Below are 25,158 nucleotides of genomic sequence, written 5' to 3'. Positions count from 1 at the left end.
GCAGAATCACGCGGCAAAAAGGGGTGGTTTCGCCTACGGTGAACTGGCAGACGAAGCCTCAGGACACGCAAAATGCACTCCGCCACTCACCCGGAGCGGCGACACCCATATCCGGGTGTCACTACTGAATATGCGCGGCGTCAGCCGTTTGGGTGGCGTCAGCGGCGTCGAGCGGTTCCGGCTTGTAGACCCACGCCACCAGGACCACGGAGATGATCATCAGCAGGAACCATGCCAGGAGCTTGTCGATGGAGACCGCCTGCCAGCCCTCCAACTGGTTCGGATACAGCCACGCGCGGGACCACGTACCGATGTTCTCCGCGAACCAAATGAACAGCGCCACCAGCAGGAACGACACCAGAATCGGCATCTTGAAGCGGCGGCGGAACACCCGGAAGTGCATCACGCACCGCCCGTAAACAAGCACGACGGCGGCAAGCAGCACCCAGCGAAGGTCAAGGATGTAGTGGTGCGAGAAGAAGTTGACGTAGATCCCCGCCGCAACAAGGGCCGTGATCCAGCGCCGCGGATACCGATCAAAGCGGAGATCGAACAGCCGGAAGACCCGCACCATGTATGAGCCCACGGCTGCGTACATGAACCCACTGAACAGGGGAACCGCGCCGATCCGGAGGAAACCCTCGGCCTCGTAAGCCCACGAGCCAACGTCCGTCTTGAACAGCTCCATCACCGTCCCCACCACGTGGAACAGCAGGATCACCCGCAACTCCCGCAGCGTCTCCAACTTGAAGCTGATCATCAGGACCTGGATGACGATCGCGGCCATGGTCAGGAAGTCGTTCCGAGCCAACGCGGCATTGTCCGGATACCAGAGGCGGGCTGCGATGATCACGGCGAGCAACGCTGCACCGAACACGCAAGCCCACGCCTGCTTCAGCCCGAACACCACGAACTCGGTGAGTCCCGCCCGGGCGCGTCCTCCGGGGGCTCGGTCCAGGTAGCGGTGCGCGAGATCGTCGATGGACTGTTCCACGGACGTGGAGTTACGCATGGTCCGCCTTGGTAGACCCGAGTTGGCCCAGGTAGTAGTCTCGCGGCCAGTGGCGGATCCGTTGGGGCAAGCGAGGATAGACCTTGCCCACCATCCGCATGATCCGATCGAACCGGCGCGCCTGCCCCGGCCCCCAGTCAAGCCCGAAACCCTCCCGAAGATGGTCCGGCAACAGACCCGCAGTCAGGAACCGCGCCAAGGGCATGGCCAAACGTAGGAGTTGCGGCCCGGCCGCTGGGTAGAGGAGTTCCTGCGCTACCTTCAGTGCTTTGGCGTCCGGCTGGAGTTTGCTGACATGCGCGTCCCAGTACGTCGCGAACGCGCCCCGATCAACTGGCCACATCGTCGCCGGAAGCTGCAGAGCCGTTCCGATCCGCGCGTACTCGCTGTAAATACGGTCGGCAGTCTCGTCGTCGAGCGGTCCGTGAACCTGCTCATAAACAGTCACGGCGGTGTCGTAGAGGGTAGCCACCACCCATAGTTGAGACTCGGCGTCGAAAGCGTTGTAGCCCTTGGACGCCTCATCAGGTCCGCGACGGACCGGCGCATGGGCTCGGTTGACCGCGCGGCGAACGGCCTTCAGCTGCTCCTCCGAGCCGTACACCACCGCATACACGTACGTCATGGTGGCGCGAAGCCGGTCCATGGGGCGCTCCGCGAAGTTGCTGTGCTCGGCCACGCCGTGACCCACTTTGGGATCGGCGATCTGCAGGAGGATCGCCCTCCCCGCACCGGCGAGCAGGACGCCCTCAGCACCGATGTCAGCAAGTCCACGAACCATCTGAATACTGTAGCGCCCTAGCCTTGGAGCCCCACGACGCCTTGAAGCACGCCAAGTTGATGTTCGAAAAGTTGGTCGCGGGCTTTAAAAGTGTCTAGACCATATTGCCCAAAGACCTCAAAGCTGACAGCCCCGAACACCGACGTCCACGCCAGCACGCCCCGTGCGAGCGAAGCGTCCGGCGCCGCGAGGTTCATCTCCGAGCGGATGGCGGCCAGGTCTTCGGCCAGAGCGGGAGGAATCACGACGGCGGGACTCACGTGGGCGTCCAGGGCACCTGCGCGGTAGGCGGCATCGAAGATGCCCACCAGACGAAAGATCACACGGGTACCCGGGACGGTGGTGCGCTCGCCCGGAGCCTGATACCCGGGAACAGGACTGCCGAAGAGGAGCGAATAGCTGGCCGGCTCACGGAGGGCCCAGGCACGGACTGCCACGCCAAGGGCCTTGAACTGTCCGGGGAAATCATCCTCCGGTACGGCGTCAACGGCTGTGTCCACTTGGTCGCCGAGCTCGTTGTACCCGTCGATGAGCAGGAGCGTGAGAAGCTCATCCCGATTCTCGACGTACCGGTAGACGGCCGAAGATACGACACCCAGGTCCCGCGCTACTGCACGCAGGGAAAGGGCTGCTGCGCCATGGAGCGCCAGGTGCTCGCGACCGAGTCGGATGATGTCGGCGATGGTCTGCGCGCGGGCACGTTCGCGGGGAGTTGGGGGCTTGGCCTTGATTGCTTCGGCGGGCGTCATGCCCCCAGCTTGCCATAACAGAGAGCGCCGTCAACAAATGAGAGCATTGCTCTTGACTTTGAGGGGATAATCGATCACCCTGAATTCAGAGAGCACTGCTCTCGCTTTCAATCCAGAGCGTTATCTCCCGAAAGAAGGACCTCATGTACGTCGTCATTGGAGCAGGACCGGTGGGTTACACCATTGCCGAACTGCTCGCCGAGCAAGGCCACCAAGTCCGCATCCTGACCCGCTCGGGCAGCGGCCCGGACCATCATTTGGTGGATCGGATGCGGGTGGATGCCTCCGATCCCAGCCAGGTTTCCCGGGCCATACAGGGCGCCAAGGCGGTGTTCCACTGCATCCACGGTTCGGCGTACCGCGCCGCGGCCTGGGCAGCCGAACTCCCCCAGGCCGAGCAAGTGGTGATGGATGCAGCGGCAGCCGCGGGCGCCGTCGTCGTCTTCCCTGAAAGCCTTTACTCGTACAGCGAGCCGGATCGGATCATGACAGAGTCGAGCCCCCGGGAAGCTTCCGGTGGTAAGCGCGGCATCCGGACCGCATTGCTGAAGGCGCGGCAGGCGCATGCGGCAAACACCGTGAGCGTCGTGGCGGGCGACTTCTTTGGGCCGCGAGTCAAGATGGCGCATGCCGGCGAGCGCATGGTGACGCCCATCCTGGCAGGCAAGGCGGTGCAGGTCATAGGAAGTACCCGCCAGCCGCACTCCTTTACCTATGTACCGGACCTCGCAGCCGCCATGATCGCTGCGGCGAAGAAGCCGGAACTCTGGAACCGCGTGCTGCATGCCCCCACCGGCGCCGCCGTGACCCAGCGGGAAATAGCCGAAGCGCATGCGGCAGCCGCCGGTGTTGCTGCACCCAAGGTGAGCGCCGTGCCCGGATGGGTGCTTCGGATGGCGGGCATTTTGTCCACGGACATGCGCGAGCTTGCCGAATTGCTGTATCAGTTTGAGCGCCCGTTCGTGATGGATTCGTCGGAAAGCCAGCGGCTCCTGGGCCTGGAACCGACTCCCCTGCCCGAGGCCGCAGCGGCAGCGGTGGCCTGGTGGCAGGACGCTGCCCGGCTACCCAACTAACTGGCAGTAGTGGTTGTTCTGAGCGCTGAAAACAACCACTAATGCCAGTCAGTTGGGTGGCTCTGGCGAGCAATATCTTGCCTACCGGCGAAACGTCCCGGGGTGGTGGCCGCGGCTGACTCCGCGGCGGAGATCGAGGACTTAACCCTTCCCGGCTGGCATACTCATTCCCATCGCTCCACCGGCTCAACAATGGGGGCATGAGTGCCAAACGATAAAGACCTGACAGGGGTAGGCGTCCGTGTAGTGGGGTCCTCGGTGCAGGGACTCAGCACTGCCGAAGTCGCTGAGCGGGTGGCCGCCGGACAAACCAACGCCTTTGTCCAGGACACCAGCCGCAGCGTCTGGAGCATCGTCCGTGCCAATGTCCTCACCCTGTTCAATGGCATCATCCTGGCCTGCTTCATCGTCCTTTTCGCGATTGGCCGCTGGCAGGATGCCTTGTTCGGCTTCAGCGCCATCGCCAACGCTGTGATCGGCAGCGTCCAGGAGTACCGGGCCAAACGTGCCTTGGACCGTCTGGCGCTGCTGAACGCCCCACACGCGCGGGTGTTGCGTGAGGGGTCAGAGGCGGAAATCTCCTTGGACGATGTGGTGTTGGACGACACGCTTGTGCTGAGGGCCGGCGATCAGGTTCCCGCGGACGGGCTGGTGGCCGCATCAAAGGGACTGCAAGTGGATGAGTCCATGCTCACGGGCGAATCCGATGCCGTGGAGAAGAGCGAAGGCGACCGTGTCCTGTCCGGCTCAGTAGTGGTGGCCGGCGAAGGCACCGCCGTTGTGGACCGGGTGGGTGCGGACTCCTTCGCGAACTCACTCGCCGCTGAAGCCAAGCGGTTCTCGCTGGTGGCGTCGGAACTCCGCTCCTCGATTGACCGCGTCCTGAAATGGGTCACATGGTTCGTTGGGCCGGTGGCGTTGTTGGTTCTCAACGCGCAGATGCTGGCCCAGGGCGGGTGGGCCGAAGCTTCGGCGAGTGGAGCGTGGCGGGACGCAGCGACGGCGACTATCGCCGCCGTCGTCGCCATGGTCCCGCTGGGGCTGGTGCTCATGACCAGCATTACCTTCGCCGTTGGCGCAGTGAAGCTGGCCCGCCAGCAGGTGCTGGTGCAGGAGCTGCCTGCGGTTGAGGGCCTGGCGCGGGTGGACATCATCTGCCTCGACAAGACCGGCACGCTCACCCAGGGCGACATCGTTTTCGACGCCGCGCATCCCCTGACCGCCCGCCCCGGATGGGAGTCCGTGCTCTCCTGGTACGGGGTGCAGAAGGATGCCAACGCCACGGCCCGCAGTCTCGCCGGGCACTTCAACGAGCCTCCCGGCCTCCCGCTTGACCGCGTGCCTTTCTCCTCCGCCCGCAAGTGGAGCGCCGTGGTGTTCGACGATGGAATGTGGATCCTGGGCGGTCCCGAAATGGTGTTCCCGGCACGGCATTCCACCGATCCCGTGCTTCAACAGCTCGCCACCCAGGCCGCGGAGTTGGCGACCACCGGCCGACGGACACTGGTCCTGGCCCACGGCACCCCCACGGATGACGAAACCGTTCCGGCTGATGCCGTCCCCGTGGTTCTCCTGACCTTCAAAGAGAACATCCGTCCCGACGCTGCCGAGACGTTGAGTTACTTCGCCGCACAGGATGTGGATGTCCGGATCATCTCGGGCGACAACCCACAAACGGTGGCCGCGATCGCCCGCGAAGTTGGCCTCGACGCACCCCACGGCTTCGATGCCCGCGAGCTGCCTGAAGGGGACGATGAGTTTCTGGACGTTATCAACAACAACGTGGTCTTCGGCCGGGTGACCCCCGACCAAAAGAAGCGGATCGTGGTGGCGCTGAAGGCTGCCGGGCGTACCGTGGCCATGACCGGGGACGGGGTCAACGATGCCTTGGCCATCAAGGAAGCCGATATCGGTGTCGCCATGAATTCCGGCGCCGCGGCGACGAAGGCTGTGGCGCGGCTGGTGCTCCTGGACGGAAAGTTCTCCCACCTGCCATCCGTGGTGGCGGAGGGCCGCCAGGTGATCGCCAACATCGAGCGCGTTTCCATGCTGTTCCTGACAAAGACCGCGTATGCGACGTTCCTTGCCATTTCCTTCGGCATCCTCCTGCTGCCGTTCCCCTTCCTTCCCCGGCAGCTGAGCGTGACGGACGGCCTGACCATCGGCATTCCGGCGTTCTTCCTGGCCTTGCTGCCCAACGCCCAGCGCTATATTCCGGGATTCCTTCGGAGATCACTCACGTTCGCCGTGCCGGCGGGTGTGGCCGTCACGCTGGGGTTGGCGTCATATGCCCGCCTTGCCGCGAACCTGCAGATACCCGAGGCCGAGATCAGGACCGGGTCCACCCTCATCCTGGCGATCATCGGTATCTGGATCCTGGTGGTGTTGTCGCGTCCTGTCACCCGTTTCAAGGGGCTGGTCATCGGGGCCATGATGGTGGGGCTCATCCTCGTTTATTCCGTGCCGATCGCCCGGGACTTCCTGCAGTTCACGGATCCGACGCTGCCCACTGCTCTGCTGATCCTCGGAACATCAGCGGCCTGCATCGCGCTGATCGAGATTGTCCGGTTCGTCCACCGCCGTGTGGCGTATCGGGATGCCCAGGAAGCCTTGCATCAACGCGTCTCGAAGTAGCGCCGTCCACGGCCCACCCACAGCGGAACCACCACGGCCACCGTTGCGATGGACTGGGAAATCACAGCCGACCAATCTCCATCTGCCGCAATGATCAAATCCAGCACGGCAAAAGCCAATCCGAGCACCATGACCGCTGTAGCGCCACGGCGAGCAGCCTCGCTCCCCCGAGCCACTCCGGAGGCCAGCCCGATCACCAACAAACCGAACAGGATCATCCCTGCCCCGAGCAAAGTGATGGGCAGGGCGATGCCACCGGACTGGGCCTCCGGTGTGTAGCGCAGGAATATGGTCAGGATCCCCAGAATGATTTGAGCGATGCCACCGATGTACATCAGCACCACTGAAAACGTCACCGCACCAGGCCGCTTAGGGCTCTCCCCCGTCGTCATGAACTGAGCATAGACGAGCACTGCTCAGAGCGAGCTGCAAGTCAGCCCGGGATAACAACTTTTGTCACACAGTTAACCACTGATTCACACCACCCTTGAACCGAGTCAACCCGAGCCTCCTAGGGTCGGATGAATGGAAAACATTTCACGCAGGTCCCTCATCTCAGCCGGCCTCGGGGCTGGACTCGTCGCAGGTGTATCCGCCGCCCTGCCAGGCACCGCCGTCGCGGTTTCGACAGCGGACGACGCCGGGCTCCGCACCGATCCGTTCACCCTGGGCGTCGCGTCGGGCGAACCGTGGCCCGACGGCTTCGTCATCTGGACCCGGCTTGCCGTGAACCCCGTGGCCGAAGACGGCCTGGGTGGCATGCCCTCCCGCAACGTCGCCGTCGCCTGGGAAGTAGCGGAAGACCCTGCGATGCGCCGGGTGGTAGCCCGCGGCGTCGAACATGCCAGGATCGAAGCAGCCCACTCGGTTCACGTCGAACTGAGGGGCCTCAGGCCGGGCCGGGAATACTTTTACCGTTTCCGCACCGGACGGCACGTGAGCGAAGTTGGCCGCACGCTGACAAGCCCTGCACCCGGCGAGACCCCCGCCGCACTGGCCATGGCGTTCGCCAGCTGTGCCCAGTACGAACACGGGTACTTCACCGCCTACAAGCGACTGGCCGAGGACCACCCGGACCTGGTGCTGCACTTGGGCGACTACCTCTACGAGTACAAGAAGGACAGCTACGTGATCGGCGGTGGCAACCCCCGCGACCATGAGGGACCGGAGACCGTCAGCCTCGCCGGCTACCGGCAGCGCCACGCACAGTACAAGGCCGACGCCGAGCTGCAGGCTGCGCACGCAATCGCACCGTGGCTGGTGGTGTGGGATGACCACGAGGTAGACAACAACTGGGCCGATGACATTCCGGAGAACACGGACGCGGGCCAACAGAACGACACCACTGAGCACTTCCGGCAGCGCCGTGCAGCTGCATTCCAGGCGTACTACGAGAACATGCCGCTGCGGCCGTCATCTGTTCCTGCCGGTTTCGACATGAAGATCTACCGCACCATCCAATGGGGCCAGCTGGCCAATTTCCACATGATGGACACACGCCAGTACCGGGACGACCAGCTCGCAGGTGACGGCTGGCGGAAGAACGTTGCCGAGCGCCTGGACGAAAACCGCACCATCACCGGTGCCGAGCAGGAAAGATGGTTGCTGGACGGCTTCAAGAACTCCACGCAGCGCTGGGACATCCTGGGCCAGCAGGTCTTCTTCGCCGAACGGGACCGCGACAAGGCGCCAGGGATCGACGACGTCTCCATGGACGGCTGGGACGGGTACGCCGCCTCCCGCCGCCGCATCACCCAGGGCTGGGTGGACGCGAAGGTGCGCAACGCCGTCGTACTGACCGGCGACGTTCACCGCCACTGGGCGACAGACCTCAAGGTGGACTACAAGGATCCGGAGTCCCGGGTGGTGGGCTCCGAACTGGTGTGCTCGTCCATTACGTCCACAGGCGATGGCAGTGGCTCCACTACTGATCCCACCATGGCGTGGAACCCGCACTTGAAGTTCTACAACGACAATCGCGGGTACGTGAACACGCGCATCACCAAGGACGCTTTGACCGCGGACTTCCGCGTGCTGGACTACGTCACCACGCCGGGCGCCCCGGTCCGCACCAAGAAGTCCTTCACCATCAACGACGGCGTCCCAGGCCTCACCTGAATCCCCGTGCCGTCCCCTGTTTGGCCTAGCCGCCGAGAATCAGTTCAGCAGCCTTCTCGCCGATCATGATGGACGGGGCATTGGTGTTGCCGCTCGGCACGAACGGAATAATGGACGCGTCCGCCACACGGAGCCCCTCGATTCCCCGGACGCGGAGCTGCGGATCCACCACCGAGAGATCGTCCACGCCCATTTTGCAGGTGCCAACCTGGTGGTGATAGGTCCCGGCCACTTGACGGGCGAACTCGCGCACCTGGTCGCGGGTCTGAACGCCCGGACCAGGCGTGAACTCGTCCTTTCGAAAGGGTGCAAAGGCCTCCTGCCGGCCGATTTCACGGCACAGGATGATCGCGTCCACCAAGGCCTCAACGTCGTACTCGTCGGCCAGGATGTTCGGATCCACCAACGGCGCCGCAGCCGGGTCCGCCGAGGCCAACCGCAGTGTGCCTCGTGAGCGGGGTCGAACAATCCCGGGGGCGATGGTGTAGCCCTGTTCGGGCGCAGCGCCGCCGTCGGTGGGGTAGGGAAGGTGAAGGAACAGCGGCTGCAGGTCCGGCGCTTCTTCGTCCGTCTGGTTGCTGTGGGCGTAGAGCTGGCTTTCCAACAGGTTGTGCCGGCCGGCCACCAACGGTTGCTTTGCCTCGTAGATGTTGCCCGCCAGCAGGTGGTCGTGGAGGTTCTCGCCCACCCCGGCCAGGTCCACCACCGAATCAATCCCCAGCGCCCGTAGCTGCACTGACGGACCGATGCCGGAGAGCAGCAGGATCTTCGGGGAGCCAATGGCGCCTGCGCTGATGATCACCTCAGCGCCCGCTTCGGCACGAAGCACCTCACCGTCGAGTTGATATTCGACGCCGGTGGCCCGTCCGCCGTCGACGACTATCCGCGTCACCAACGCGTCAGTGGTGACCTTGAGGCCGGGGTCTTCCAGCACAGGAGCCACAAAGCTCTGCCACGCGCTGGCACGCTTGCCGTCCTTGGTGGTGGTGTGGTTGAACCCGACGCCGGTCATCTGGATGCCGTTGAAGTCTTCCGTTTCCGTGTGGCCCAGCGCCTTGGCAGCGTCTACGAAAGCTTGGGCAACCGGGTGCCGCTCGGCGATCCGTTCAACGTGGAGCGGCCCGCCCTTGCCGTGGAATTCACTGGCGCCGTCCTGGTGGTCTTCGGACTTCTTGAACAAGGGCAGGACCTCGTCCCAGGACCAACCCTCCGCCCCGTTGGCTGCCCAAGAGTCGTAGTCATTCTTGTGGCCGCGGATGTAGATCATGCCGTTGAGGGAGCTGCTGCCGCCGAGGACCCTGCCGCGTGGCCAGTAGAGGCTGCGGTTATGGGCGTGCTTCTGCGGCGTAGTCATCACTGCCCAGTCGTTGGCTCCGGTCAGCAGCAGCGGCCACCCTTGCGGGCTGTGGATGTTGGGATCGGTGTCCACGGATCCGGCCTCGACAACGTGGACCGTGTGTCCGGCGTCGAGCAAGCGCCGCACAACAACGCTGCCTGCCGAGCCTGCACCTACTACTACATAGTCAGCGCTGTGGGTTGGGTTTCCAGCCATGGGGTTCCTCCTTGAACGGGCATGAAAGTGAGCTTCTCCAGCAGTCTGCCGCGGTCCGCCGTCGGGAATCTTGACCCGGCGCGCACAGCACTGCGCACCATCCGCACGCTTGTGATCCGGATCACGGCGCAGCCCGCAATCGTGGGACACTAAGGAGGCCGCCACCAAGTTCCGCAGCGTCATTTCAAAGGAGAGCCGACGTGACCGGTGCCATCGCCAAGCAACCACGAGAAGAATTCAGCACCACGGCCCTCGCCAGGACCGATCGCTTTGATGCCTGGAACCAAGCGGTCAACAGCGCGTTCGTGCCGCTCTCCGTGGCGGCCCGTGAGCCGGAACAGTTCGACGGCGGACTCATCAACCAGACAGTCGGCCCGGTGTTCCTCAGCGCGGTCTCGGGGACGGCGAGCCATGTCAGCCGGGGCCAGAAGGAGATTCAGGCCAACGATCCCGGACTGGTCAAACTTGGCCTACAGTTGCGGGGTTACTCGGTGGTGGCCCAGGACGGACGCGAAGCCGCGCTCACCCCCGGGGACTTCGCCATCTACGACACCACACGCCCCTACGATCTCTATTTCGACGACGCCTTCCGGATGATGGTGGTCATGTTCCCACCGGAAGCCCTCCACCTGAACCGCAAAAGCATCGCCACGCTCACGGCGTCGAGGGTGTCCGGACGCCAAGGACTGGGCTCGCTGACATCGGCGCTGCTCGGCGCAGTGGCCAAGCAGTTGCACGAAGGGTCCGTTGCCGAGGCCGCTACCGTTTCGGATGCCTTGATGAACCTGGTCTCCGCTGTCTTCGCCGAGCGGGTGCCGCCGTCGTCGCCGTTATCCCAGGAGCGACTCGCGCTCATGGAACGGATCGAAGCGTTCGTCGTGGCGCGCCTGGGCGACCCGGAACTGACCGTCAGTGACATCGCCGCCGCCCACAACGTCTCCGTCCGATACCTCCAGAAGCTGTTCGAAGAGCGCAACGACACCGTGAGCGCCTGGCTGCGCCGGCAGCGGTTGGAGAAGTGCCGGACCGACCTCGTGGACCCCCGCCTGCAGATGCGGCCGGTGTCCGCCGTCGGAATGCATTGGGGCTTCACCGACGCCTCCAGCTTCTCCCGTGCCTTCAAGAGTGCCTTCGGCTACTCACCGTCGGAGTACCGATACTCCTACCGGCCGGCGTGAAGGGTGCCCGATCGATTGGAGTTACCCCCTCATCCCAGTGACTACGGGGATTTGCGGGAGTAGCCTAGTTCCAGTTGAAGTTGTGGATCTTTGTCCGGCTGGGGTTCTGCCGTGGGCCATGTGCATTCGTCGCTGTCCGACCTTCTGGGGGTACTTTCCAACGCCGTCGCTCCCCAGCATGTCAGGTTCGACGACGGGTCCCCCACTGCCGGCGTTCCCCCACCGGACGCTCCGGTCACCGTCCGCGCAGTCACGCTCAATCGCGTGGGTAGGTCGCGGCGGGAGGGTCCTGTCCTTGATCTCGAGCTGAGGGTGGCTGTGGAGTGCCACGGCCCGGAACAACTGGACAACATGGAGCAGTTGCTGCTGGCCGTTGAAATCCACAGTCAGTATTCAGTGGTATCCAACGGCGAGTTCCGGCCCGAGGAGTACTCCGGCGCCATCCGGCAAGGGCTCGGATTCCTGGTCCGCATTCCGGTGGCGCTCCCGTTCGAAGAACCCAGTGAACCCCGCGCCCGGGAGCCCGTGATCGGCAAGGCCGGAGCGGGCCGGCGAATCCGTGGGCGGCTGGTGGACGCCCACAACAAGGGCATCCCCGATGCCTACATCCACGCCCATTCATCAGCCACGGCCGTGGTCAGCGATGCCACCGGGCACTTCGAGGTCCTGGCCTCCCCTGATGACCTCCAGCACTTCGCGGTTGCGGTGGACGGTACCGAACGGGAAATGTCGACGCGGACCAGCAGCCTTCCAGTCATCATTCGCTGGGTCTGATATCTGGACCGGTTGCCTGCCCGGGCCAGTGCCATGAAAAGATCAACCATGCGTCCGATGCAGCACTCCAGCAAACTCCAGAACGTCCGCTACGAACTCCGTGGGCCCATCCTCCAAGCCGCCAAGGCCATGGAAGCCGAGGGGCACCGCATCCTCAAGATGAACCTCGGCGATACAGCGCCGTTCGGGTTGGAGGCGCCGGAGTCCGTGGTGGTGGATATGATCCATCATCTTCGTGGCGCGCAGGGCTACAGCGATTCCAAGGGCATCTTTTCCGCCCGGACCGCCATCTCGCAGTACTACCAGACCCGCGGACTGATGAACATCGGCGTCGAAGATGTCTTCATTGGCAACGGCGTCAGCGAACTCATCTCCATGACCCTGCAAGCGTTCATGGAGAACGGCGACGAGATCCTCATCCCCGCACCCGACTACCCCTTGTGGACAGCTGCCGTGACGCTCACCGGCGGCAACCCGGTGCACTATCTGTGCAACGAGGAAGAGAACTGGTGGCCGGACATGTCGGATGTCGAAGCCAAGATCACCCCGCGCACCAAGGGCATCGTGATCATCAACCCGAACAACCCCACAGGCGCCGTTTACCCCCGGCACATCCTGGAGCAGTTCGCGGCGTTGGCCAGGAAGCATGACCTCGTCCTGTTCTCGGATGAGATCTACGAGAAAATCCGCTACGTCGATGCCCCGCACATCCACACTGCCGGCGTGGCCGACGACGTCTGCGTCTTGACCTTCAGCGGGTTGTCCAAGGCTTACCGGATGCCCGGGTACAGGGCGGGATGGGTGGCTGTGACCGGGCCCTTGGCGGCGACGGCAGCCTACCGGGAGTCATTGGAACTGCTGGCCTCGCTCCGCCTGTGCGCCAATGTTCCTGCGCAGCACGCCATTCAAACCTGCCTTGGCGGTTACCAGAGCATCGAGGCACTGATCCGCCCCGGCGGCCGCCTCCGGGAGCAACGGGATCTGGCGTGGAAGCTGTTGACGGCCATCCCCGGTGTTTCCTGTGTCCCCGCAGCCGGTGCGATGTACCTGTTCCCGCGGCTGGATCCCGAGATCTATCCCATTGAGAGCGACGAGAAGTTCGTCCTTCAACTCCTCCAGGAACAGAAGATCCTGGTCTCGCACGGCACCGCCTTCAACTGGCCCACCCCGGACCACTTCCGGTTCGTGATCCTGCCGGCGGTGGAGGACATCGAGGAAGCCGTCCGCCGGATCGACCATTTCCTGGCCGCGTACCGGAACCGCCCCACTGATGCCCCCAACTAGGGGTACTTACAGCGCCGGGTCCACCATGGTCATGCCTGCCGGGTTGGATTTGTCGAAGCCGGGCAACAGTGCAGCAGCGTCTCCCAGCCCGATAGTGCGTTCGATCAGCAGCTGCGGCTGAAGCGCACCCTGTTCAATGAGCGCCATCATTCCCGGGTAGTCCACCGCGGCCATGCCATGGCTGCCCAGCAAATCCAGCTCCCAGCCGATCACGCGGGCCATGGGCACCTGCGGGTTGCCGTCGATGGAGGGCAACAGGCCGATCTGGACGTGCCGTCCCCGCCTGCGAAGGCTGAGGATTGCGTCGGCACAGGTTTGTTCACTTCCGACGGCGTCAACCGCCACGTGGCTGCCTCCGCCGGAGAGGACGTTGACCGCGGCGGGGATGTCCGAGCCGTCGGCAAGGACGGTGTGGTCGGCGCCCAAGCGTGCGGCCACGGCCAGGGCGTCCGGGTTCCGATCCACGGCAATGACCTTGGCTCCCATGGCTTTGGCGATCATCACAGCACTCAGCCCAACACCGCCCGCGCCCACCACGGTCACCCATTCGCCGGCTTTCACCTCGGCACGGGCTGCCAAGGCACGGTATGCCGTGGCGAAGCGGCAGCCGAGGCTTGCCGCCGTCGTAAATTCGATGCTCTCCGGGATGGCAACCAGGTTGCTGTCGGCGGCGTGCAAGGCGACGTATTCGGCGAATGATCCCCAGTGGGTGAACCCGGGCTGCTGCTGCTCGGGGCAGACCTGCGCGTCGCCGGCCAGGCACCATTCACAGGCGCCGCAACCGCAAACGAAGGGGACGGTGACGCGATCGCCGACCTTCCAGCGCTGGACGCCTTCCCCGACAGAGTCGATCACGCCGGCGAGCTCGTGGCCCGGAACGTGGGGCATCTCAATGTCATCGTGGCCGGCCCAGGCGTGCCAGTCGCTGCGGCACATGCCTGTGGCCAGGACTTTCACCACCACACCACCGACGGGGGCTACCGGCTTGGCGACCTCCCTGACATCGGGCTGGGTCCGGACTTCGTCGAAAACTACTGCGCGCACGGATTGACTCTAACAACTGTCACACTTCCGGCGCCCCTTCCGACATTCCTCATGTAAGCACCAACTCTGAAGGGAAGTCAGCATGACCCGCATCAACATCGGCCGCAGCAACAAACTCGGCTACGCTGCCGTCATTGGCCTGGAAGGTTACGCCCGCACCTCGGTCGATCCCGATCTGTACGAGCTGATCAAGCTCCGCGCCTCCATCCTCAACGGCTGCGGATTCTGCGTGGACATGCACGCAACGGACGGCAGGAAGCGCGGTATCCCGGACCGGAAACTGCACGCGGTGGCAGCCTGGCAGCACTCCAAGGTGTTCTTCGATGCCCGTGAGCAGGCTGTGCTCGCCCTGACCGACGCCTTGACTCAACTTGGGCCGGAAACGGTGACGGACGAGATCTGGAACGCGGCCGCCACCCATTTCGACGACAGCCAGATGGGTGGCCTGATCCTGGCGATCTCCACCATCAACGTGTGGAATCGGATTGCCATCAGCACACAGATGGAGCCGCCGGTGGATGAGAAGAATCCGCTGGTCTGAAAGGTAACGTGGGCAGCATGACCCTTGCAGTCTCCGCCACTACGGCGTGGCAAAGCGAACGGAACCGCCTGTTGGGGATTGCGTACCGGATGCTGGGCGACTTCGGCCACGCCGAAGACGTGGTCTCCGAGGTGGCGATCGAGGCGGTGCGCCAGGAACGGAACACCGCCTCGGGCCACGTGGACTCGTGGCCGGCGTGGCTGACGACGGTGTGCGTGCGCCGCTCCATCGACCGGGTGCGCCAGCTCGCTGCGGTGCGGGAGGACTACACAGGGCCGTGGTTGCCCGAGCCTGTGGACAACGCTCAATTGCCCGAGGAGACCGTGGCCAACCGGGAATTATTGTCCTTGACCCTGTTGCACCTGGCGGAGCAGTTGGCACCGGAGGCCCGGGCAGCGTTGGTGCTGCACCGCGCCTTCGGGATGCCCGCTCCGGAAATCGCGGCCATCCTGGACAAGACACCCGCTGCCGTGCGCCAGATGATTTCGCGTGCCGAACGCCGCCTGGACATCGACCCCAATGCGCCCGCACCCCGGGCCAAGGACCGTGCCGTCCTGGAGAAGCTCGTGCAAGCCATCGAACAGGGCGAGATCGGCACGGTTGTGGCGATGCTCCACCGGGACGCGGTGCTGTGGGCCGACGGCGGCGGCAAGGTCAAGAGCGCCATGAACCCCTTGTTCGGGTCGGCGAGGATCGCACGCTTTTTTGCGGGCATCCTGGGCAAAGCGGTTGTTTTCGATCCCGTGGAGCCTGTCCGGGCATGGGTCATTGGGATCAACGGCGGAGCGGCTTTGGTGCTCAGGCACCACGGCCGTTCCGACGTTCTCGAAGTGGATGCGGGTCCCGACGGGAGCATCCGCGGGCTCCGGCAACTGTCCAATCCGGACAAGCTGACGCGGCTTTCGCAGCTTACGTAGCCCGGCTCACGATTTCACCATGCTGCGGTCCGTCGCGGCAACAGCCGAACGCCAGCCGCCAGCCCGAACGCGGTGACAGCGGTGAAGCACGCGGATGCTGCTCCGATCTGGAACTCAATGCTGCTGCCGAATTTTCGTGAGCCTGTTGCTTCCTGACCTCCTTTTGCCCCAGAGCGGCGGAAAATCAGCCTTTTAGGGTTGGGGTTCCGTGCTTCTGGCGGCAAAGAGGGTCAGGACGCTACAGCCGCTCGACGCCTCAGGCGCGCCACCAGCGTGGCGGCGAGGAACGCCGTCGTGATTTCCAGTCCGATGACCAGCAGCAGTTGCGCTGCGCCGGATGAATCTACAGCGTTCGACGACGGCCTGCCGCCGTGGGTGGTCCGGCACCGCCCGCTCCCAGCAGCAGGAGGGCGTGCAGTCCCACCATGGCGAGGGCAGAGATAGTCACTTGGTGGAGCGCGCCCACCCTGCTGTGCCGCCAAATGTGGACTGTGCACGGAATGCAGACAGCGGCCAGGCCGATCATGAGAATGCCCAGCCAGGCGGCGTGGTGTCCCGAAGTCGCGAGCCAGAGATGCACGGCGCAGGAGACCGCTGTCAGCGCCGCACAGAAGCGGGGATGGAGGACGGGCCCGCGTGAACGGACCCGCCCTGCAGTGGTTGTCATGGTCCCGGTTGGTGGCGTGCCGGTTAGTGGCAGTGCCCGGCGGGTTCGCCGTGGTGGTCGTCGTCGGAAGAGGCTACGCTGTGGCAGCTTGAGCCTGAGGTGTTGGCCGGAACATCCAGAACGGGGCTGCGATCGAAGAACCCTTCGGGGCGGAGTTTGAAACCAACCGTGTCCACGGGCATGATCGGCCAGTCCTCCACGCGCGGGAAATGTGTGAGGCCGAAGGTGTGCCAGAGGACGATGTCCTGGCCGTCGATGTCGCGGTCCTGGGCAACGTAGGCCGGGAGGCCGGCGCCGCCTGAGTGCTGGTTCACGAAGTCGCCCGTCGGGTAGCGCTCCTCGTCGGCGTAGCGGGTGACCCATACGTCCTTGGTGGCGAAGGCCGCGCGCTTGGCGATGGAGGAGCCGGGATCGGCCAGCAGCGTGGGCTGGTTCTCGGAGTGGAGCTTGTAGCCGACCGGTTCACCGAGACGGTTCTTGGACTCCGGGTTGGAGATGATCCAGGTACGGCCACTGCGGGCATCGGCTTCGCGGACGGCCTGGGATTCTTTGGTCAGGAGCGTGCGCTTCCGAGAGAACGCGTTGCCGCGCTCGTTGCCTTCGCCCATGGCCTGGCGGATCACGTCTTCTTCCTCCACGCGGTTGGTGAAACCGTCGATGGCCATGTCCAGGCGGGCGCTGAAGAGGTGCTGGTGGAAGGGTGCGCCGAGGCCGGGGGCCAGCTGGGAAATGTTGTCCGAGCCGCCTTCCGGGAAGGCACTGGTGAACACGACGCCGGTGGCTTTGGCTTCGAACTCGATGGTGCCGTCCAGGTAGAGGTACCAGTAGAAGCCGTAGTCGTAGTTGCCGATGGTGGTGAAGAAGGAGATCACCAGGCGGCGGTTGCGGCGGGTGTAGTTGATGCCGGTCCAGAGGTCGGAGTGCTTGGACAGGATGCCCCAGTCTTCCTCGTGCATGCAGATGCCGTTGCGGATCTCGCGGGGGTTGCCGAAGGCGTCACTGATGACCGGGCTGAGGTAGGTGATGTCACCCAGGCAGTCGCAACCGAGTTCCAGCGAGTTGGCGTACTGGCCCACCAGGTATTCGCCGGTGTCGAAGTAGTTCTGCCACGACCGGATAGGCGAAGGGTCGCCGTAGGGAACCACCATCTCGGCGATGGAGGCGCGGTTGATGATGGGCCGCTTCTTCTCGCCGTCCTGAAAGGCAAGGTTGTGGAGGACAACTCCTTCGCGGACATCGAAGCCGACGTCCACGCTCCACTTTTCCCACTCGACATGGTTGCCGCCCGTGACGGTGAAGCTTGGACCTTCGGGCTGGGTGATGCTGATGGGTTTCTGGGTTTCCCGGAGCGGGCCGGTCAGTTCAGGATCCGTGTAGTTTCCGTGTTCTGCAGGGATGGGCATGGCGCCGAGGTCGATGACCTGGGTGACTTCCTTGTTGACCACGTCCACGTACGCCACCAAACCATCCACCGGGTGGGCCCAGGCGCTGTCCTCGGGGAAGTCCTGTACGAAGGCCAGGCCGCGGAGGATGCGACGGCCGCGTTCGTCGTCGTATTCAAAGACGCCGGCGGACAACGGAGCGACGCGGACCTTTTCCACGTCCAGGTTCCGGGCGGCGAGGGCTGCCAGCCAGCGTTCATCTGTGGCGAGGAGCGTTTCCACTACCTCAAACTCTTCCTCCAGCACGGGGAGTTCGCCGGAGACCTTGGTGTCCAGTTCCTTGGCAGTGAGGATTTCGCCGCGGGTCACCGAAACCAGGACGTCCGTGGGTGCTCCGCCGGAGATGTCGTGGATGAACACCCGGAATCGGCGGTCTGCCTCTGCCTGCCCACGGGAAGGATCCACCAACCCCAGGTAGGCGATCCGCTTTTCGGAACCGAGGTGTCCGGCGGCCTGCAGGATTGCCTGGACCTCGGAGATCTCGGTGCCCGTGGCCAGGCGGTACTGGGTGGCTGTCTCAGTTGCTGTGGGCGTCATGGCTGCCTCTTGTCCGGGACCTATGATGGGTCGGGATTTATTTTCTATAGGTGTAGAGAATAACCAAAACGTAAGATGGGTCACAAGACCTTTCCGCCAATTATTTTTCCGGGAGCCCAGCCAGTGCCAAAGATTGTGGACCACGATCAACGACGCCTCGAACTGGTGGATGCAACGTGGCGGATCATCGCAAGGCTCGGCATGGAAGGCGCCACCATGCGGGAGATAGCCGAGGAAGCTGGCTTCGCCAACGGCGCCCTCAAGCCCTACTTCCCCACCAAGGACCTGCTGCTGACGTCGGCTTTCGGGCACGTCTTCAACCGCACCAACCAACGCATCGCCACCATAACCGACGGACTCTCAGGGGTGGCGGCCCTCCGCGCATTCTGCGCCGAAGTCCTGCCCCTGGATGAGGAACGCGTCAACGAAGCCCGCATCGTGATCCCGTTCTGGCAGAAGGCACTCAACGACGCCGACATGGCCGCCCTCCACAGCGAGTCCATGAGCCAGTGGCACACCACCATCACGGCCCACTGCGCAGCAGCCCGGGCGGCCGGTGAGATCGCCACCCCCATCGGGGACGCCGCCGTCGCCGATCACCTGCTCAACATGATGCTGGGCGCACAGATCGTGGCCGCGCTGTCCCCCAACGAGCACTTCTCGCTGGACCTCGAGGGGCAGTTGGACAATTACCTGGCACTGCTGGCGCCGTAGGCAGCAGGCGGCGCCATTAGCTCGTGGCGCCCGATGCCACCACGCCGACGCCCAGCCCGGCAATCACGCCGCTGCTGACACGCTCGACGACGGTGCCCACCTTGGGCCGCTTGAGCCATCGCATCGCTTTGAACGCCACCACGGCGATAATCGAGAGATACGCGAAGGCGATGACGGCCACCACCACGCCCAGAATGAGCGAGGTGCCCATGGTGTCGCCGCCGTGCGGGATGAACTGAGGGACCACGGCCAGGTAAAAGAGGCCAACCTTCGGATTGAGGAGGGTGGACAAGGCTCCGGCGCCCAAGGCCGAGAGTCGGCTGTACGGAAGTGGCTCATTGGCGCGCTCACCGCCGGCAGCTGACTTGGCCGCCTTGCGGGATTTGATGAACGACGACACCCCCAGATACAGCAGGTACAGGCCGCCTGCAATCTTGACCCAGCGGAACAATTCCGCGGACTGCTCCAAGATGGCGGCGAGTCCAACGCCCACCAGTCCAGCCCAAGCAATGGCGCCCACGGCAGATCCCGCGGCAGCCGCAATACCGGCACTGGGACGGTTCAACGCGATGCGCAGGACAAGGAACGTGTCCGGTCCGGGCGTTACGGACAGGACCAGGCAGAGGCCAGCGAAGGCTGCGAGGGAAGCAAGAGTCACAAGGTCGATTATCAAGCAGGACCGTCGTAACTGAAAGCGTTCACTTCCCGTCAAGGGCTGTTCGTGCATAGACAAGGCCCAGCCGCGTGACGCCGACCACACTGGGAATATCGCCGCGCGCCTTACTGGCCGCCAAGACTTACTACCCGAGCGGAGTACCAATGGAGACTTACGACGCCCTGCTGGCCTCGATCACCCCAGCCCCCGGCCAGAACAGCCGCACCATCCTTGACCCGGCGACGGGTGAGGCTGTTGGCGAAGCACCAGTTCACACCGTCGAGGACCTCGAAGCCGCCATCACCGCCGCCACTTCCGCGCAACCTGCGTGGGCTGCCTTGGGCCACGACGCCAGGTCCGCTGCACTCATGAAGGCCGCCGACGCCGTCGAACGTTCCGCTGAAGAACTCGCCCAACTGCTCTCCCGCGAGCAAGGCAAGCCGCTGAACGGCCCGAACGCGCGCTTCGAAGTCGGTGCCTGCGCCGCTTGGCTCCGCGCCACCGCCGCCACGCCTTTGGATCCCGAGACTGTAGTGGACGACGGCGAAACCCGCGCCGAGCTGCACTACCGGCCCATCGGCGTCGTGGGTGCCATTGGGCCGTGGAACTGGCCCATGATGATCACGGTCTGGCAGATCGCCCCGGCCCTGCGCATGGGCAACGCCGTGGTGGTCAAGCCGTCCGAATACACGCCGTTGTCCGTGCTGGCACTGGCTTCGATCATCAACGAAGAGCTGCCCGAAGGTCTGCTGTCCGTGGTCTCCGGCGGCCGCGAGGTCGGCGAAGCGCTCGCCTCCCACGACGCCATTGGCAAGGTCATGTTCACTGGCTCCACCGCCACGGGCAAGGCGATCATCCGTTCGTCGGCCGATACCGTCAAGCGGCTCACATTGGAACTCGGTGGCAATGACGCCGGTATCGTCCTGCCGGACTCCGACCCCAAGGCCATCGCCGAGGGCCTGTTCTGGGGCGCGTTCATCAACACCGGTCAGACCTGCGCCGCCCTGAAGCGCCTGTACGTCCACGAGTCGCAGTACGACGCCGTGTGTTCAGAGCTCACTGCTGTTGCTGCTGCGATGCCCATGGGTAACGGCCTGGATGAGAACAACGTTCTGGGCCCGTTGCAGAACAGGCAGCAGTACGACATCGTGGCCCGACTCGTGGACGCCGCTAAGGCTTCGGGTGCCCGCGTGCTGATCGGCGGCAACCCGGACGCCGAGCAGCCCGGCAACTTCTACCCCACCACGCTGGTGGCGGACATCGACAACGACAACCCGCTGGTGGCCGAAGAACAGTTCGGACCCGCGTTGCCCATCATCAAGTACAGCACCGTTGACGAGGCGGTGGCCAAGGCGAACGCGCTCGACGTCGGCCTGGGCGCCTCGGTGTGGTCCTCCGACGTGGGTGCCGCACGGGAAGTCGCCTCACGAATCCAGGCCGGCACCGTGTGGATCAACAAGCACGGCGCCGTGGACCCGCGCATCCCGTTCGGTGGCGCGAAGCAGTCCGGCTACGGCCTGGAATTCGGCGCCGAAGGCCTCAAGGCACTCGGCGTCCCGCAGATCATCAACGGCTAGCACTTTTTGTTTCCCCCAACTGACTGGCATTAGTGGTTGCTATGAGTCCTCATTCCAACCACTAATGCCAGTCAGTTCGCTTTCCAGCCACAGGGTGGACGCGGTTGGGTTGCCGGGGGTTCGGCGTGTAACTATGAGCACCATGCCCCAGAAGATTGCGTACCAAGGTGAGCCGGGAGCCAATTCGGATCTCGCGTGCAAGGAAATGTTCCCCGAACTCGAGAGCGTTCCGTGCGCGAGCTTTGAGGACGCCTTTGACTTGGTAGCCTCGGGCGAAGTCGATCTGGCCATGATCCCGATTGAGAACTCCATCGCCGGACGAGTGGCCGACATCCACGTCCTTCTGCCCCAGTCCAAGCTTCAGATCGTGGGCGAGTACTTCCTGCCCATCCGCTTCGACCTCCTGGGGATTCCGGGCAGCACCATCGAAGGCGCAACAGAGGTCCACAGCCACATCCATGCGCTGGGTCAGTGCCGCAGGATCATCCGCGAAGCCGGGCTCAAGCCTGTTATTGCTGGCGACACAGCGGGATCAGCCCGTGAAGTCAGGGATTGGAACGATCCCCGAAAGCTGTCTCTCGCTCCGCCGCTCGCCGCCCAACTGTACGGGCTGGACGTCTTGGCCTCCGGCGTCGAAGATGACCCCACCAACACCACCCGTTTTGTTGTTTTGGCCCGTGAACGCGAGCTCCCCACGAAGGCAGAACTACCGGGGCCCGCGATCACCAGCTTCGTGTTCCGCGTCCGCAACGTTCCTTCAGCCCTTTACAAGGCACTGGGCGGCTTCGCGACCAACGGCCTCAACATGACCCGTTTGGAGAGCTACATGGTGGGCGACGAGTTCGCTGCCACCATGTTCCTCTCGGACGTCGAAGGGCACCCGGAGGATGCCCGGCTCCGCCGGGCATTGGAAGAGTTGGAGTTCTTCACCACTGAGGTCCGGGTCCTCGGTGTTTACGCCGCTGACGGGTACCGCGAGCGAAATACCGTCAGCGCCTGACTCAGCCCTTGGTCGAGGCAGTTATCCGCCGGAACGGCCGTGGGCCAGCCCGGTGGGGATACCGATCAATACAGGTTCAGGGGTGCCGCAGCAGCCGCCGGCCTCCTCGATCTCTTCAGTCGCAGATGAGGCGGCAGGAACGTCGCAACTGGTACCAGCGTCGGATGAGCAGACACCGGTTTCCGGTAGTTCCAAGTGCACCGTGTCAGCCGCCACCTGATCTCCAGCCAGTGCAGCAGCTACAGAGCGAACCTGCTCATAACCGGTGGCCAGCAAGAACGTTGGAGCGCGTCCGTAGGACTTCATGCCAACGATGTAGAAGTCTTTCTCCGGGTGGGCGAGTACCTTGGCGCCGTGTGGTGGGACGGTCCCGCAGGAATGGAACTCGGGGTCAATGAGCGGCCCCAGCTCCGTGGGCGCTTCAACAGCAGGGTCCAGGTTCAGGCGCAGTTCCCGGAGCATGTCCAGATCAGGGCGGAACCCCGTACAAGGCACGACGACGTCCGTCACCAGGGCGCGTCCATCGCCTGACGTTACTGTCAAGCCGTGCTCCGAATCAGTGAACGAACTGATACCGAAGCTCGTGTGCAACTCGATCCTGCCCGACTCCACCAAGCGGCGAAGTCGAGCGCCAAGCTGTCCACGCGCCGGTAATCCATCGGCATCGCCGCCGCCGTACACCTTCTCTGCTGAGGCTCCCCGCACCGCCCAAAGAATGCCTGTCTCCGGCTCTTCCTTTGCCAGGTCAGCGAGGTTGATCAGGGTGTTGGCTGCAGAGTGGCCCGCTCCGACTACCAGGACGCGCCGTCCGGCGAAGGAGCCTCGGTCGCGGCCGGAAACATCCGGCAGCGGCGAGGAGATCCGGACCGCCGCACGGTCCTCACCAATGGCCGGCAACCCCGAAGTTCCCAACGGATTGCGCGTGGACCACGTGCCAGAGGCGTCGATGACTGCTGACACGGTGTAGTCGCGCACCTCCCCCGAAGTGTGTTCAACGCGCACGGTGAAGGGGGTAGCATCGCGGTCACGCACGTGGGTTTTGTCCATGCCCTTACGGGTGACCGCCACGACCTTGGATCCTGTCTGGAGCCGGGCGGCGATCTCCGGGGTCGCAGCCAACGGTGCCAGGTAGTTGTCGACGAGTTCTCCGCCATATGGCAGGGCGGTCAGCCGAGGCGACTCCCAGCCCGTGGGCTCCAGCAACCGTACTGCCGCTGCGTCGAGATTGAACCGCCACGGGGAGAACAAGCGGATGTGCCGCCACTGCTCAATGGCGGCGCCCGCTGAGGGCCCGGCCTCAAAAATCATCGGCACCAGGCCTCGCTCGAGCAGGTGGGCCGCTGCAGCCAAACCGATAGGGCCGGCGCCGATTACGGCAACAGGAAGGTTCTCATCCATGGGTTACTCGTACCTCCGTAGGGGATTTGCTCAGAAGTGCGTGGGCTCTTCGACCAGTGCCGTGGCGATGCTGTCAGCGTCGTCCAAGGCGGCAAGGTAGCGCTCGGCGTCCAGTGCCGCCGAACATCCAGTGCCGGCCGCTGTGATGGCTTGCCGGTAGCGGTGATCCACGGCGTCGCCGCACGCGAAGACGCCGGAGAGATTGGTGCAGGTGGTGGGTGAATCCACCTTGATGTAGCCCTCGGCGTCGAGGTCCACCTGTCCTTCAACCAGTTCGGTCCGCGGCAGGTGACCGATGGCTACGAAGATTCCGGTTGCAGCCTGCTCACGGGTCTCACCGGTTCGCGTGTCCTTGAGCGTCACGCCCGTGACCTTGGTGTCCCCGTGGATGGCCGTAATAGCGGAATTCCAGGCAAACTTGATCTTGGGATTGTCCTTGGCACGCTGGGCCATGATCCGGGAAGCCCGCAATTCTCCCTTCCGGACCACTACCGTGACGGACTTACCAAAGCGCGTGAGGAAGGTGGCTTCTTCCATGGCTGAGTCGCCGCCGCCGACAACAATGATGTCCTGCTCGCGGAAGAAGAAACCATCGCACGTGGCGCACCAGGACACTCCGTGGCCACTCAGCTTCTTCTCTTCCGGCAGGCCCAGCTCTTTGTAGGCCGAGCCAGTGGCGAGAATAACGGCAGTTGCCTCGTGGGTCTCACCGGCTCCGGTGACAACACGCTTCAGGTGACCCTTGAGATCAACCTCAGTGACGTCGTCGAAGACTATGCGGGCGCCGAACTTTTCTGCCTGTTCCTGGAGACCGTCCATGAGCTCGGGGCCTTGAATACCACCAGGGAACCCGGGGAAATTTTCCACATCCGTGGTGTTCATCAGGGCGCCACCAGCGGTGACGGAACCGGCCAGAACCAAGGGGTTCAAGCCCGCGCGGGCGGCATAAATGGCCGCCGTGTAGCCGGCAGGACCGGACCCGATGATGATGAGTTGTTCGTTGCTCACGAGAGTCGCTCCTGGTAGTCGTGGTTACTTGGCGGCGGGGATCAGTGACGCGATCAGAGCCTCGATGCGGGTCTTGATATCGTCGCGGATCGGCCGGACAGCGTCCACACCCTGCCCGGCAGGGTCCTCAAGAACCCAGTCCTCGTAGCGCTTGCCGGGGAAGTACGGGCATTCGTCACCGCAGCCCATGGTGATGACCACGTCCGATTCCTTGACCGCCTCAGTGGTGAGAACCTTGGGGATTTCCGCGGACATGTCGATGCCGAGTTCAGACATCGCCTCGACGGCAGCCGGGTTAACCTTGTCGGCCGGCTGAGAACCGGCGGAGCGGACCTCGATGGCTCCTTGGGCAAGGGTGGTGAGGAAAGCCGCGGCCATCTGCGAGCGCCCCGCATTGTGAACGCAGACAAAGAGAACGGACGGTTTCTTGGCGGTTTCGGTGCTCACGGGGTTCTCCTGTATCGAGTGGGTTGGTCTGGTTGGGGTCGTTCCGCACCAAC

Annotated in this window: 23 protein-coding genes; 11 read left to right on the top strand and 12 right to left on the bottom strand. The window is 64.1% G+C overall.

Translation table 11 applies throughout. The features are described 5' to 3' along the window. Nucleotides 1-121 precede the first annotated feature (121 nt). Genes FQP90_RS08320 through FQP90_RS08310 form a run of 3 tightly spaced genes read right to left on the bottom strand, consistent with a single transcriptional unit; the run spans nt 122 to nt 2,542 of the window. Nucleotides 122-1,012, bottom strand: coding sequence for a DUF817 domain-containing protein (locus FQP90_RS08320; RefSeq protein WP_144649261.1), 891 nt, complete (start codon nt 1,010-1,012; stop codon nt 122-124). Then, a complete protein-coding gene (locus FQP90_RS08315; protein ID WP_144649260.1) occupies nt 1,005-1,793 on the bottom strand; it encodes an oxygenase MpaB family protein in 789 nt (262 codons plus the stop codon). Before FQP90_RS08315 ends, FQP90_RS08320 begins: the two co-directional genes overlap by 8 nt. A 17-nt stretch (nt 1,794-1,810) precedes the next feature. Further along, complete coding sequence (locus FQP90_RS08310; protein WP_144649259.1) at nt 1,811-2,542, bottom strand: TetR/AcrR family transcriptional regulator; 732 nt, start codon at nt 2,540-2,542, stop codon at nt 1,811-1,813. A 143-nt stretch (nt 2,543-2,685) separates the two neighbouring features. On the opposite strand from FQP90_RS08310, the gene FQP90_RS08305 reads away from it, so the two are divergent. Next, nucleotides 2,686-3,618: an NAD-dependent epimerase/dehydratase family protein gene (locus FQP90_RS08305; RefSeq protein WP_144649258.1), complete on the top strand. Its 933-nt coding sequence runs from the start codon at nt 2,686-2,688 to the stop codon at nt 3,616-3,618. A gap of 204 nt (nt 3,619-3,822) precedes the next feature. After that, nucleotides 3,823-6,252, top strand: coding sequence for an HAD-IC family P-type ATPase (locus FQP90_RS08300; protein WP_144649257.1), 2,430 nt, complete (start codon nt 3,823-3,825; stop codon nt 6,250-6,252). Here FQP90_RS08300 and FQP90_RS08295 read toward each other — a convergent pair. Further along, nucleotides 6,234-6,644: a hypothetical protein gene (locus FQP90_RS08295; protein ID WP_244296600.1), complete on the bottom strand. Its 411-nt coding sequence runs from the start codon at nt 6,642-6,644 to the stop codon at nt 6,234-6,236. The two genes, FQP90_RS08300 and FQP90_RS08295, sit on opposite strands and share 19 nt — an antisense overlap. A 133-nt stretch (nt 6,645-6,777) precedes the next feature. On the opposite strand from FQP90_RS08295, the gene FQP90_RS08290 reads away from it, so the two are divergent. After that, a complete protein-coding gene (locus FQP90_RS08290; RefSeq protein ID WP_144649256.1) occupies nt 6,778-8,370 on the top strand; it encodes an alkaline phosphatase D family protein in 1,593 nt (530 codons plus the stop codon). Nucleotides 8,371-8,395: 25 nt separating this feature from the next. Here the strand turns inward: FQP90_RS08290 and FQP90_RS08285 are convergent, their stop codons facing one another. Continuing rightward, nucleotides 8,396-9,922, bottom strand: coding sequence for a GMC family oxidoreductase (locus FQP90_RS08285; RefSeq protein WP_144649255.1), 1,527 nt, complete (start codon nt 9,920-9,922; stop codon nt 8,396-8,398). A gap of 200 nt (nt 9,923-10,122) precedes the next feature. Between FQP90_RS08285 and FQP90_RS08280 the strand changes: the two genes are divergently transcribed. The 3 genes from FQP90_RS08280 (at nt 10,123) to FQP90_RS08270 (ending at nt 13,158) form a co-directional block, all read left to right on the top strand. Then, a complete protein-coding gene (locus FQP90_RS08280; protein WP_208759967.1) occupies nt 10,123-11,100 on the top strand; it encodes a helix-turn-helix domain-containing protein in 978 nt (325 codons plus the stop codon). Nucleotides 11,101-11,211: 111 nt separating this feature from the next. After that, entirely contained in the window at nt 11,212-11,874 is a 663-nt protein-coding gene (locus FQP90_RS08275; protein ID WP_144649254.1) for a hypothetical protein, read from the top strand. A 48-nt stretch (nt 11,875-11,922) separates the two neighbouring features. After that, a complete protein-coding gene (locus FQP90_RS08270; protein WP_144649253.1) occupies nt 11,923-13,158 on the top strand; it encodes a pyridoxal phosphate-dependent aminotransferase in 1,236 nt (411 codons plus the stop codon). Between the two features lie 6 nt (nt 13,159-13,164). On the opposite strand, the gene FQP90_RS08265 is transcribed toward FQP90_RS08270, so the two are convergent. Then, the gene (locus FQP90_RS08265; protein ID WP_144649252.1) at nt 13,165-14,202 is read right to left on the bottom strand and encodes an alcohol dehydrogenase catalytic domain-containing protein; all 1,038 of its coding nucleotides are present in this window, start codon (nt 14,200-14,202) and stop codon (nt 13,165-13,167) included. Between the two features lie 82 nt (nt 14,203-14,284). Between FQP90_RS08265 and FQP90_RS08260 the strand changes: the two genes are divergently transcribed. Together FQP90_RS08260 and FQP90_RS08255 are read left to right on the top strand one after the other, a co-directional pair. Continuing rightward, complete coding sequence (locus FQP90_RS08260; protein ID WP_144649251.1) at nt 14,285-14,743, top strand: carboxymuconolactone decarboxylase family protein; 459 nt, start codon at nt 14,285-14,287, stop codon at nt 14,741-14,743. Nucleotides 14,744-14,760: 17 nt separating this feature from the next. Continuing rightward, entirely contained in the window at nt 14,761-15,660 is a 900-nt protein-coding gene (locus tag FQP90_RS08255; protein ID WP_144649250.1) for a sigma-70 family RNA polymerase sigma factor, read from the top strand. A 343-nt stretch (nt 15,661-16,003) separates the two neighbouring features. On the opposite strand, the gene FQP90_RS08245 is transcribed toward FQP90_RS08255, so the two are convergent. Further along, nucleotides 16,004-16,327 carry a hypothetical protein gene (locus FQP90_RS08245; RefSeq protein ID WP_439898639.1) on the bottom strand — a complete coding sequence of 108 codons (324 nt, stop codon included), beginning with the start codon at nt 16,325-16,327 and terminating at the stop codon, nt 16,004-16,006. Nucleotides 16,328-16,350: 23 nt separating this feature from the next. Then, a complete protein-coding gene (locus tag FQP90_RS08240; protein WP_144649248.1) occupies nt 16,351-18,306 on the bottom strand; it encodes a primary-amine oxidase in 1,956 nt (651 codons plus the stop codon). Nucleotides 18,307-18,429: 123 nt separating this feature from the next. Between FQP90_RS08240 and FQP90_RS08235 the strand changes: the two genes are divergently transcribed. Next, nucleotides 18,430-19,020, top strand: a complete 591-nt coding sequence (locus FQP90_RS08235; RefSeq protein WP_144649247.1) for a TetR/AcrR family transcriptional regulator — start codon at nt 18,430-18,432, stop codon at nt 19,018-19,020. A gap of 16 nt (nt 19,021-19,036) precedes the next feature. Here the strand turns inward: FQP90_RS08235 and FQP90_RS08230 are convergent, their stop codons facing one another. Then, nucleotides 19,037-19,678, bottom strand: a complete 642-nt coding sequence (locus tag FQP90_RS08230) for a LysE family translocator (protein WP_144649246.1) — start codon at nt 19,676-19,678, stop codon at nt 19,037-19,039. A 161-nt stretch (nt 19,679-19,839) separates the two neighbouring features. On the opposite strand from FQP90_RS08230, the gene FQP90_RS08225 reads away from it, so the two are divergent. Together FQP90_RS08225 and FQP90_RS08220 are read left to right on the top strand one after the other, a co-directional pair. Continuing rightward, the gene (locus FQP90_RS08225) at nt 19,840-21,252 is read left to right on the top strand and encodes an aldehyde dehydrogenase family protein (protein ID WP_144649494.1); all 1,413 of its coding nucleotides are present in this window, start codon (nt 19,840-19,842) and stop codon (nt 21,250-21,252) included. 142 nt (nt 21,253-21,394) lie between these two features. Then, on the top strand, nt 21,395-22,252 hold the full coding sequence (locus FQP90_RS08220) for a prephenate dehydratase (RefSeq protein ID WP_144649245.1): 858 nt from the start codon (nt 21,395-21,397) through the stop codon (nt 22,250-22,252). A 21-nt stretch (nt 22,253-22,273) separates the two neighbouring features. Here FQP90_RS08220 and FQP90_RS08215 read toward each other — a convergent pair whose 3' ends face one another. Genes FQP90_RS08215 through FQP90_RS08205 form a run of 3 tightly spaced genes read right to left on the bottom strand, consistent with a single transcriptional unit; the run spans nt 22,274 to nt 25,105 of the window. Then, on the bottom strand, nt 22,274-23,650 hold the full coding sequence (locus FQP90_RS08215) for an NAD(P)-binding domain-containing protein (protein WP_144649244.1): 1,377 nt from the start codon (nt 23,648-23,650) through the stop codon (nt 22,274-22,276). Nucleotides 23,651-23,680: 30 nt separating this feature from the next. Next, on the bottom strand, nt 23,681-24,658 hold the full coding sequence (trxB, locus tag FQP90_RS08210; protein ID WP_144649243.1) for a thioredoxin-disulfide reductase: 978 nt from the start codon (nt 24,656-24,658) through the stop codon (nt 23,681-23,683). A 24-nt stretch (nt 24,659-24,682) separates the two neighbouring features. Then, nucleotides 24,683-25,105 (bottom strand): arsenate reductase ArsC, encoded by a 423-nt coding sequence (locus FQP90_RS08205; RefSeq protein WP_144649242.1) that lies wholly within the window; start codon nt 25,103-25,105, stop codon nt 24,683-24,685. Nucleotides 25,106-25,158: the final 53 nt, after the last annotated feature.

Source organism: Paenarthrobacter nitroguajacolicus (assembly GCF_007786235.1).
Taxonomy (GTDB): domain Bacteria; phylum Actinomycetota; class Actinomycetes; order Actinomycetales; family Micrococcaceae; genus Arthrobacter; species Arthrobacter nitroguajacolicus_A.
The sequence above is the reverse complement of the archived record's forward strand: the minus strand, read 5'-3'. Positions and strand labels throughout refer to the sequence as shown.

Bases quoted from the DNA above. Each gene is read 5' to 3' on its own strand.
- FQP90_RS08310 (WP_144649259.1), bottom strand. From the start codon at position 2,542: ATGACGCCCGCCGAAGCAATCAAGGCCAAGCCCCCAACTCCCCGCGAA.
- FQP90_RS08220 (WP_144649245.1), top strand. From the start codon at position 21,395: ATGCCCCAGAAGATTGCGTACCAAGGTGAGCCGGGAGCCAATTCGGAT.
- FQP90_RS08285 (WP_144649255.1), bottom strand. From the start codon at position 9,922: ATGGCTGGAAACCCAACCCACAGCGCTGACTATGTAGTAGTAGGTGCA.
- FQP90_RS08215 (WP_144649244.1), bottom strand. From the start codon at position 23,650: ATGGATGAGAACCTTCCTGTTGCCGTAATCGGCGCCGGCCCTATCGGT.
- FQP90_RS08245 (WP_439898639.1), bottom strand. From the start codon at position 16,327: ATGACAACCACTGCAGGGCGGGTCCGTTCACGCGGGCCCGTCCTCCAT.
- FQP90_RS08260 (WP_144649251.1), top strand. From the start codon at position 14,285: ATGACCCGCATCAACATCGGCCGCAGCAACAAACTCGGCTACGCTGCC.
- FQP90_RS08295 (WP_244296600.1), bottom strand. From the start codon at position 6,644: ATGACGACGGGGGAGAGCCCTAAGCGGCCTGGTGCGGTGACGTTTTCA.
- FQP90_RS08270 (WP_144649253.1), top strand. From the start codon at position 11,923: ATGCGTCCGATGCAGCACTCCAGCAAACTCCAGAACGTCCGCTACGAA.
- FQP90_RS08225 (WP_144649494.1), top strand. From the start codon at position 19,840: ATGGAGACTTACGACGCCCTGCTGGCCTCGATCACCCCAGCCCCCGGC.
- FQP90_RS08315 (WP_144649260.1), bottom strand. From the start codon at position 1,793: ATGGTTCGTGGACTTGCTGACATCGGTGCTGAGGGCGTCCTGCTCGCC.
- FQP90_RS08290 (WP_144649256.1), top strand. From the start codon at position 6,778: ATGGAAAACATTTCACGCAGGTCCCTCATCTCAGCCGGCCTCGGGGCT.
- FQP90_RS08320 (WP_144649261.1), bottom strand. From the start codon at position 1,012: ATGCGTAACTCCACGTCCGTGGAACAGTCCATCGACGATCTCGCGCAC.
- FQP90_RS08255 (WP_144649250.1), top strand. From the start codon at position 14,761: ATGACCCTTGCAGTCTCCGCCACTACGGCGTGGCAAAGCGAACGGAAC.
- FQP90_RS08305 (WP_144649258.1), top strand. From the start codon at position 2,686: ATGTACGTCGTCATTGGAGCAGGACCGGTGGGTTACACCATTGCCGAA.
- FQP90_RS08240 (WP_144649248.1), bottom strand. From the start codon at position 18,306: ATGACGCCCACAGCAACTGAGACAGCCACCCAGTACCGCCTGGCCACG.